This window comes from Metabacillus sp. YM-086, assembly GCF_048059995.1.
Lineage (GTDB): Bacteria > Bacillota > Bacilli > Bacillales > Bacillaceae > Metabacillus > Metabacillus litoralis_B.
This window is the reverse complement of the sequence record NZ_JBLUOI010000121.1, coordinates 1-10,201: the sequence shown is the minus strand read 5'-3', so window position 1 is coordinate 10,201 and position 10,201 is coordinate 1. Positions and strand designations below refer to the sequence as shown.

The 10,201-nt window shown below is 34.9% G+C and carries 8 protein-coding genes; all 8 read left to right on the top strand.

Going from position 1 to position 10,201, the window contains the following annotated elements; genetic code table 11:
- Window positions 1-257 precede the first annotated feature (257 nt).
- Window positions 258-1,109, top strand: a complete 852-nt coding sequence (locus ACEWK1_RS26230) for a TnsA endonuclease C-terminal domain-containing protein (protein ID WP_416636802.1) — start codon at window positions 258-260, stop codon at window positions 1,107-1,109.
- On the top strand, window positions 1,100-3,259 hold the full coding sequence (locus ACEWK1_RS26225) for a Mu transposase C-terminal domain-containing protein (protein ID WP_416636801.1): 2,160 nt from the start codon (window positions 1,100-1,102) through the stop codon (window positions 3,257-3,259). The genes ACEWK1_RS26230 and ACEWK1_RS26225 overlap by 10 nt, the downstream gene beginning before the upstream one ends.
- Window positions 3,252-4,904 carry an ATP-binding protein gene (locus ACEWK1_RS26220; protein WP_416636800.1) on the top strand — a complete coding sequence of 551 codons (1,653 nt, stop codon included), beginning with the start codon at window positions 3,252-3,254 and terminating at the stop codon, window positions 4,902-4,904. The genes ACEWK1_RS26225 and ACEWK1_RS26220 overlap by 8 nt, the downstream gene beginning before the upstream one ends.
- 6 nt (window positions 4,905-4,910) lie before the next feature.
- A complete protein-coding gene (locus tag ACEWK1_RS26215) occupies window positions 4,911-6,797 on the top strand; it encodes a TnsD family transposase (protein WP_416636799.1) in 1,887 nt (628 codons plus the stop codon).
- A gap of 434 nt (window positions 6,798-7,231) precedes the next feature.
- Window positions 7,232-7,408, top strand: a complete 177-nt coding sequence (locus tag ACEWK1_RS26210) for a hypothetical protein (protein WP_416636798.1) — start codon at window positions 7,232-7,234, stop codon at window positions 7,406-7,408.
- Window positions 7,409-7,612: 204 nt separating this feature from the next.
- The gene (locus tag ACEWK1_RS26205; RefSeq protein ID WP_416636797.1) at window positions 7,613-8,128 is read left to right on the top strand and encodes a hypothetical protein; all 516 of its coding nucleotides are present in this window, start codon (window positions 7,613-7,615) and stop codon (window positions 8,126-8,128) included.
- Between the two features lie 339 nt (window positions 8,129-8,467).
- Window positions 8,468-9,229 (top strand): DUF5986 family protein, encoded by a 762-nt coding sequence (locus tag ACEWK1_RS26200; RefSeq protein ID WP_416636803.1) that lies wholly within the window; start codon window positions 8,468-8,470, stop codon window positions 9,227-9,229.
- Window positions 9,230-9,259: 30 nt separating this feature from the next.
- Window positions 9,260-10,201: helix-turn-helix domain-containing protein (locus ACEWK1_RS26195; protein ID WP_416636796.1), on the top strand; the 942-nt coding region annotated here is incomplete at its 3' end.

The following is a 10,201-nucleotide window of genomic DNA, read 5'->3' as shown; positions in this document are numbered from 1 at the left end:
GATAACCCCATTGAAGTCAGATTAGATAAGGGCTGAACGTGCTTCCTCGCTTCTGCAAACTTTATTCTAATTTAACATAGTTAGAAAAAGTTATTTGCAGTAAATATCCTAGGTGGTAGAAGAATGATAATAATGTTCCCTTAAAATCATAAAAAAGATTGTTGAGGATATTGAATGTGTCTAACCGGCCCGTTAGAATCGAGTTACTAAAAATTCACTAGAGTACTAGAAACTTGTCGCAGTAGAGGAAGTGGAATATGACTAAACGTAATCAATCTTGGAATGAGGATAAATATAATCGGTTTGTTAAAGAGGGGCGAGGACAAGGTGCAGGTAAAGAATATAAACCGTGGTTGTCTATTCAGGATTTCCCTTCTATGGGGAGGGTATCCCGAATACTAGGGTGGAAGAGTGGTAGAGTACATCATTTATTTTCAGATTTGCAGGCTCGCTATTTTTATATATTAGAGTGGCAAGATACAGTTGTAGACATACGAGAACATTTTCCCCTACTGGATCTTGAAGATACAATACAACAGAAATCAGATTTAAATTTCAAACTATTTACGGATAAGGAAAGTGGATACCCATATACACTAAGCACTAATTTCCTAATAACAATAAACAGAGCCGATGGAGTTAATGTGTTATTAGCAAGAACCATAAAAATGGCTTCGGAACTTGAGAAGAAAAAGACATTGGAAAGACTAGAGATTGAACGCCGATATTGGTCGGAAAAAGGAATAGACTGGGGGGTTATTACTCAAAAAGAAATTTCTAATGTCTTTGCAAAAAATATTGAATGGGTGCATTCCTGCTTATATTCATATGCTGAAAGGGGTTTTACACGTGATGAACTGATTTATTTAGGTAATGCTTTAATAGAAAGATTGATAGATGCTAAACATTCAATTAGAAAGATAACAGCCGATTTTGACAAGGAGTTTAATTACGATTCAGGTACAGGGTTATTTGTTTTCAAGTTCTTGATTGCTTCAAAACAGATTGAAGTAGATATGACTAATCAAATTGACGTAAATCTATCTAATCCAGTTATTGAAGTAAATACACGAATTACACATGAGGAGGCGGTAAGAAAATGCTTGTAGTGAATAATCTTATCTCCTTTACTACGTCGGGAAACGAGAAAGTAGTTGAAAGGGTATTATGGCTTAATAAAGCACATGATTATGGGTATTTTATTAACATTTATTCGACCTCTCTGCCCTATGAAAGGAATATTTCTGACGTAGAAGACGGGCTTAACAACGGGAGTATATTTATTGTTGAGAAGGACCCTTTCAGACGGCTGATAAATGAAAAAGATATTCCTGAAAAGCATCTGTCTTTACGTGACGGTTCTTGGGAAATCATAAAGGATATTGTGAAATTGGAACCATTGGTCTACCACACAACAGAAAGAAGAAAACTAATACTAAAAAAGTGTGAAGTCCACAAAGTTCACGAGAGTACTGTTATTCGCTATTTAAAAAAGTATTGGCAACGCGGTAAAACAAAAAATGCCCTTTTACCTGACTATTTTCTTTGTGGGGGTAAGGGTAAGGAAAAGAAGGCTAGTGAAGTGAAAAGGGGAAGGCCTAGAAAGCATGGACAAGTAACTGGCGAGGGAATAAATATTGATGAAAATATCAAAAAAGTATTTAGGTCTGCTATAAACAAGCATTATTACTCCTCTACCGAAAAATCACTTACTCTTACCTACGAACTAATGTTAAAAGAATATTTTAGTTTGGATAGTAAAGTGAAAGGAAATGTGGAAATACCAGTAATAAAACCCTATGGAGAGTTACCATCTCTAAATCAGTTTAGGTATTGGTTTGAAAAGGAAAGAGATATCAAAAAAGAAATTAGCCAAAGAAAAGGTCGAAAAAATTATGAACAAAACCATAGAGCAATTATAGGTGAGTCAACGACAGAGGCATTAGGTCCCGGTGCAATTTATCAGATTGACGCAACAATAGGCGATTTGTACTTGTTATCAAGATTTAATCGTGACTGGATAATTGGACGACCCGTAATCTATTCCGTAATGGATGTTTATAGCAGAATGATAGTCGGTCTTTATATTGGTTTAGAGGGTCCATCTTGGGCGGGTGCAATGATGGCTTTGGCTAATGCTGCTTCTGATAAAGTTAGTTTTTGTCGGGAATTTGGAATTGAGATTGAAAAACATGAGTGGCCTGTCGCGCACCTTCCAGAATCCATTTTGGCCGACCGAGGGGAATTAGAGGGAAGTAAAGTCGATCCCCTAATTAATAACTTCGGAATAAAAGTTCTGAATACACCTTCTTACAGGGCTGATTTAAAAGGAATAATTGAGCAACAATTTCGGGTAACCAATACAAGAACAAAAGCCTTTCTACCGGGTGCTGTAAAGCCAATTAAAGAACGTGGGGATCGTGATTATCGTTTGGAAGCACAATTGGATATTTACCAGTTTACTCAAGTGATTATTAAATGTGTTTTATATCATAATAATCAACATTATCTTACGAATTATCAGCGTGAAGAAATGATGGTGGAGGACGAGATAGAATCGATTCCAATACAACTTTGGGAATGGGGGATAAACAACAAATCTGGAAAGTTACGTCATGCCCCAGAAGATGTTGTAAAACTCAATCTTATGCCAACAGGCAAGGCTACTGTAACTGCAAAGGGAATTGTGTATAAAGGGTTACTCTATGGTTCAAAGCAGTCTTTAAAGGAAAGATGGTTTGAAAAAGCACGGAACCGGGGCACTTGGAAAGTTGAAATAAGTTATGATCCAAGAAATATGGATTATCTATACTTACGGGATGAAAATGGTTTGGGTTTTGATAAATGTTTTTTATTGGAACATCAACAACGTTATAAGGGCAAGGTAGTTGAAGAAATAAATTATTTACTAGAATACGAGAAACAAAAGGAAAGACAACACAAAGAGAAAACAATACAGTCAAAAGTTGATTTGAATACTGAAATCGAAGAGATTGTAAAACAGGCCAAAATGGAAACATCTCAAAAACAAACGGATGCAAGCAGTAAAAGGAGCAGACTAGGCAGCATTCGGGAAAACCGTGCTGTTGAAAAAGTCATTCAGCGTGAAGAAGAGGCCTTTGAATTAGATAAAGTTAATATAGAAGACTCTAAGGTTGTTCCTTTTATGCAATCTGATAGTAACGAATTTATGGGGGATACAGGTTTTGATTTGTTGTTAAGAAAGCAGAAGGAGGCATTAAATAAAAAAGATGAATAAAGTTATCATTCCAAACGGAAGCGATGCAATTGTTGCTGAATATGGGGAACAAGTAATAAAGGAGTATAGTGGAAATCCTTTCATTGAAGCAATTCCCTCTATCCTCTCAACGGAGGAAGCCATTGAAAAGATGGCTATATATGCTGAATACAACCCCAAAGAGAGAATGTTAGATAAACATTATCGAATTCATTTGGTACAAAGATTATTCCAATGCTTTCAGCCGTTATGGATACACTTGGATTTGGAAAGTAGGATTTCCAGAGTAATTCGTCAGGGATATTTGGCAAGGAATCCCTTTCGATCCGGGTATGCACAAGGTCTGCAGGAAGGACATCGAAACATCAAAGGGTTGCAAAGTGAATTAAGCAATAACAGTGTTTTTAGAACAACTGCAGCAGGATTTACGATAATCGGTGTGAGTGGAATGGGAAAAACAACGGCTATAAATAGAATTTTATCTTTATACCCTCAAGTTATTGTTCACAAAGACTATAAGGGGATAAATTTCAGTATGTATCAACTTGTATGGCTTAAACTCGATTGTCCGTTTGATTCTTCTTTGAGAGGGCTAGCATTGGAATTTTTTCGAAAGGTAGACGATTTATTAGGAACAGAGTATCACAAAAAGTTTGGGCTAGGTAGAAAAACCATAAATGATATGTTGGTGATTATGTCTCAAATAGCGAGAAACACAGGGCTAGGTGTTTTAGTTATAGACGAGATTCAACATCTAAGTAAAGCCAAAAGTGGCGGGGATCAAAAAATGCTCAATTTCTTTGTGACACTAGTTAATACAATTGGAGTTCCAGTTATTTTAGTGGGAACACCCGCTGGCTTGTCTATTTTGCAAAGCGAATTTAGACAGGCAAGACGAGGAAGTGGTCAAGGGGATATGATTTGGGACAGGCTGAAAAACAACCAAAACTGGGATTTATTGATTAATGCACTTTGGGGCTACCAATGGACAAGGCAACAGATTCCTTTAACAGATGATTTTAAAAATATCCTCTATGAGGAAAGCCAAGGTATTATTGATATCGCAGTAAAACTATATGCCATGGCTCAAATTGAGACCATTATGTCGGGAAAAGAAGAGGTATTGCCTGAAACAATTAGTCAGGTGTCTAATAAGCATTTGCAACTTGTTAAGCCAATGATTCAGGCTTTGAAGTCGGGAAACATTAGCAAGATTGCAAAGTTTGAAGATATCAGTACAGTGGACGTAGATTTTTTAGGATTTATGGAAAGGGAAAGGGCTTCTGTCGATCTGCAAATGAAGATGGAGGCAATAAAAAGAACGCAAAAGAAAAAAGAACAAGAAATGAGTATGTCCATAAAAGAAAAGGCAATTTTGAAACTTATAGAATTGGATTTTGAACCAACTGAGATTCAAAAGGTTGTAGAGGAAATTACCGAAAAAGAGTGTAATTTGGATATCAACGAACTAGTTGTTAAAACAATACAGGGTATATCTGCTTCGACTAAACGAAATAAACAGCGAAAGAAAGAAGAACCTTCTGTAGAGAATGATATAAGAATTTTAGTTATTGAAGGCCGAAAAGAAAACAAGCCAGCCTATGAAGTTCTTAATAACGGTGGTTTTATCAAGAGTTATGAAGACGATTTTGTTCAGACAGGGTGATGAGAAATGGTGACATTCTTTCCTGTACCTTATAAAGATGAACTTTTATACAGTGTTTTGGCGAGATACCACGTCCGTAGTGGAAATGTCAGTATCAAAGCCACACAAAAGGATATATACGGTACGGACAGTGTAACAGCAATAATGGACTTGCCTTCTCATATCTATCGTATTATGGAAAACCTTCCTGTTGGACACCATTATACATCCGAATACTTAATTACAAATCATACACTGTATCCATTCTACGCCGCATTTTTGCCTTCTGAACGTGCTGCTAAAATTAAAGAATCTATGATTGGGGACAATGGGGGCAGCATCTATAACAGGATTGGCCAGATGGCAAGTTCAGTTAAGTTTAATCAGTATTTTAAATTTTGTCCCCAATGTGCTGATGAGGAAATGTATAATCTTGGGGAATTGTATTGGCATAGAATTCATCAAATACCGGGAGTTCTTGTTTGTCCAGAGCATAAAACCCCACTGTATGATAGCCAAGTCCCAGTAAGGGGATATAACAAACATGATTATAGATTAGCCGCTCCTGAAACTTGCAAAATAAGTACTTCTGAAATAACTTACACTGATAAAATCATGGAAAAGGCAATCAATATTACAGAAGATATTAAATTTCTGTTAAGTAATAATATGGCAAATAAGCCGTTAGAATGGTATAAAGAGCAGTATCTAAGTAGGTTAAAGGAAATGGGTTTTGCAAATGTAAACGGTCGGGTAAGAACAAAAGAGTTGCTAAGGTCTTTATTAGACTTTTATGGTCCTGAACTACTCGAAAAAATGCAATCGGAAATCAATAATAATAGCAATTGGCTGAATGATATTCTTCGTAGAAGCAATAGAACTACCCACCCCATAAGACACTTATTATTTACACGGTTCCTCGGAATCACCATTTCAGACCTTTTTAATAAAAAAATTGAATACAAACCGTTTGGGGAGGAACCGTGGCCATGTTTGAACCCCGTTTCTAGTCATTATTTAAAACCTGTAATTAACGATGTGGAATTAAAGTATGGTGCGGATAGTAAAAGTCCTATTGGGATATTTAGGTGCGATTGCGGCTTTATTTACCTTAGAACAGGTCCTGATCAAGGTGAGAAAGACAGATACAATATAACCAAAATTAAGCAATTTGGTCCTGTATGGGAAGTCAAGTTAAAACAACTTACTAGACAAAGATTAAGTTTAAGGGAAACAGCAAGACAATTAGGGGTAGATCCAGCCACAGTCAAAAAATATGCTAAGAAATTGAGTTTAAAAACATATTGGATAACAAGAAGTGAGGAAGAGGACAAAAGTATAAATTCCATTAAACAAGATTATTTTGATGAGAAAAAAGAAGGATACAGAGGAGAGTGGCTTAATCTAAAAAAGCAGTATCCGCGTAGCAGTAAAACTGAATTACGCCAACTTAACAATAGAGTATTTACATGGCTGTACCGAAATGACAGGGACTGGTTGAATAGAAACTCTCCAAAACTATTATCCAAAGTCAATGATAATCTTAGGGTTGACTGGGAACATCGGGATAAGGAAATTTACAATGATGTAAGAGTTGCAGTCAATGATATGTTATCTGTCGGGAAGCCCATACGTATTACGATAAGTTCAATAGGTAGTAGAATTGGAATTAGGCCATTGTTGGAAAAACACCTTAATAAATTGCCAAAGACAAAAAGGTATTTGGATGAAAAAACGGAGAGAATTAAAGATTTTCAAATTAGAAGGTTACAATGGGCAGTGAAGGAGTTACAGGAAGATGGACGGGATTTGTCCTTATGGAGACTTTACCGTAAGGCTGGTATCAGAGAAAACTTCCAGAAAGAACTTAAGGAAGAAGCAATAAAATTGGTTTTCGGGGAAAATGACTTGTGATAGACTCGGTAAAAAAATCTTTATCATTGGAAGAGCAGGACTGGGAAGTAATTTCCTATCTTGCTCTTTTTCTTTTTACCTGATTAAAAATTGTATCTCTCATTCTGATACAAGTTATGTCGGATATCTTATTGCAATGGGCATTTTAGTATTTTATCACTGAGAAATTCAGGGTAAATGGGCTCTGTAATTTAAGTTAAGGCTTTACCTATATAATGGTATAGGTATAAAATAAACCCCGTTTAAATGGCATTCACCGATAAAGAAGATAATGGTATTTAGGTATAAGATAACCACAATAATTCACTATAATTATAGCCATATGAAAATATATCAATAATTTTAATTAATACTGATATGGTTTTTTGAGATTTATGTTACAACTAATTTAAGGGACAATTAGAACCTAAATTTTTTAAAGGGGGTGGCAGAAGATGATTGATACTAGGCATCAGAGATTACAGGAATTAAAAGAGGAAAAGGTTATTATCCGTTCATTCTATGAAAAATTTTGGCATGAAATGTCTCAACAACAACAAGATTATCTCGCAAACATTGAGCATCAAGTTGTTAAAGAAATTCGTATGCTTGAACGTCAATTAAAGGGTTAAATTCTTCAACATAAAATTGGGTTCCCGCTCATTTGGTGAAGGAAAATAAAAATCTAAAACGATGTAATTTACCGGTTATAAAAAGCAGGAGGTTATCAAAAGAACGTTTAACTTTACTTATATAAATTGCGGTGACAAATGTTCTGCGATAAGACGGGAAGGTGAACACCTATGTAAGCGACCAGATAAGGAGGATGATAATTTATGAAGGAAATTAAAGTAAAGGATAGTAAAGATTTTATTTTAGAATACATACATGGAGTCCATGGGCAAAAAATTGTAATTACTGAAGAAGGTGGATGCTATCGGGTAGGTTGCAATACTGTTTCAGGAGAAGATGAATATGAATTTCCATTAAATCAGTTCAATGAATTTTCCCCATTCCAATTATATAAACACCTTGAAGAAAATGATTTTTCCCTAACTCTTTATGATGAAAATGAGGGAGACGTTTTGATTCAAACAGAAAGAATTGGGTTCAGGAATTTGTTTGACAGTGATGAAAAAATTTTAAAGTATATAAAATGGGATTTAGTTGATCATGTAGATGAACATACATACATTGAGGAAGATGATGAGGAAGAGTATCAGGATTTCAAAGATGATTTATTGGATGCTTCGACCAAAGAAGAAATCCAAAAACTATTAAATCACTACATAGAACTAAATAGAAAATATGATATTGAAGATAAAATCGATGATTTCATGTTCCTTCTTTAATTCATTGTTTGGTGAACCGTACCACAAATAGTGGTAAAGCAGAGAGTTGAAGTTACTATTGATAAAGAGTGGCTGAACAAGTGGTTGGTGGTATAACATAGCCCGCTCCAAAGTTCGTATCATTTAACCGAAGCATTATCATAGATTTTAGTATTTAAAGAAATCCATTGAAGCAAAACTTCAATGGATTTTTTTATTATCAGTAGAGGAGAAAAACTTTACTCCGTTGTCGAATAGGGTTATTTTTTTATAAAATAAAAACAAATGGTTTACCTTTTATTTAAAAATGTAGTATTATTACATTAAATAAGATAGTGAAGAGAGGGACGGTAGTTGAACATGACTTCAGGTATCAATCAATCAGTTATAGGAGATTTGGTGAGAGCATTTACTGAAACCACAAATGACGTCGTGAACGAAATAAAACAAGAGTATGGACTTGATACAGGGAATTTTAAAAATGGTGGGGCTTGGGACATTCGATTTAGACGTATTAAACAGATTGCTCTTGAAAATAATTTAATCGTTTTAACCAAAAGAAGAGGAATTTGGAGTTTTGTTTGTGTTTTAAATGAAAATACAGGAGATTTATATGTATTTACAAAAGAAAAGAACTTGGAGATTGTGATTAAAAATCTTGGAAAAAGGAAAATTCATTACTTCCATGCTTTTATTTCATTAAATAGTGGACCAGTAGAGTTAGATAATCATCAAATGGCACTATTTTCGACTTTACCTGAAGATTATGAGACTAAAAGAATTAGAGAAGCACAAAAAATACTTGGAGAAGAATATCCTTTAGTTAATCAAGTAATTTTTATTGTTGCTCAGGAAGAAGAACGAAAAATGGTGGGTGTAGAAGCGAAGTTATATAATCGCTTTTTTGAACTGCTTGATGTTGAGAATTGGTCATCATTTGTACCAGAGGACCAATATGGCAATATTCTTGTATTAGACGAAGAGGTCGTAGATAATACTGAGAGTGTAACAATAATTCCTAAAGTTAAGCAATCAATTAAAGAACGGAAAAATCACTTTGAGAATGAAATTGCTACAAAAAAGCAGGAAAAAGAGGATTTAATAGAGGAAGAAAATAGTTAAAAACTCCTCTTATTATAAGGAGGAAATGGCGTGTTAGAACGACAATTCAATGGTTCTAGACTAAGAGAAGGAAGAATATATAGAGGGCTTACGATAACCGACCTTGCAAATAATTTAGGTGTAAGTAAACAAATGATTTCTAAATATGAAAATAATAAGGCTGTTCCAACATTTGAATCCCTACTACAAATAAGTCAATTATTAAGGTTTCCTAAAGAGTATTTCTATGAAGATTCGATAGAAGTAAAGACAGGAAATACTTACTTTCGCTCCCTATTAACTACAGGTAAAAAAGAAAGAGAGATGCAACATGATCGAGTGAAATATTTAACCATTATTCGCTCTTTACTTGAAGAATATGTTGATTTTCCAGAATTAGATGTTCCTGATTTCACAGAGCGTGATACGGAAAATGTGGAGGAAATAGCAGAACGATTAAGGGAATCATGGGGACTAAGTGACCAGCCAGTAAAGGACATTGTTTATTTACTTGAAACAAAGGGTTTTGTTATTTCTTCCCTGAATCTTGATAAAAAGTCAATAGACGCCTTTGGCTCACAACATGAGGTAAATGGTAAGCAGTACTATTCAATAGTTCTGGGAAATGATAAGAATTCATTTTATAGACGCCAATTTGATGTTGCTCATGAATTGGGACATAAAGTATTGCATGACCCTTATATGAACCTTGATGACTTAAGTAAAGAGGAATTTAAACAAATAGAGCAAGAAGCAAATGATTTCGCAGCAGCATTTCTTTTACCGAAAGAAAGTTTTTATAGGGATGTATCAATACACCCAAATGATTTGATGTATTATAAAACCCTTAAAAAGAGGTGGTGTGTTTCTATAGGGGCAATGGTTATGCGTGCCTATAAATTGGGTGTTATTTCCGATGGAACATACCAATATATGCAACGTTCTATTAGCCAAAAAGGTTGGAGAACAAAAGAGCCGCTTGATGATATTAAA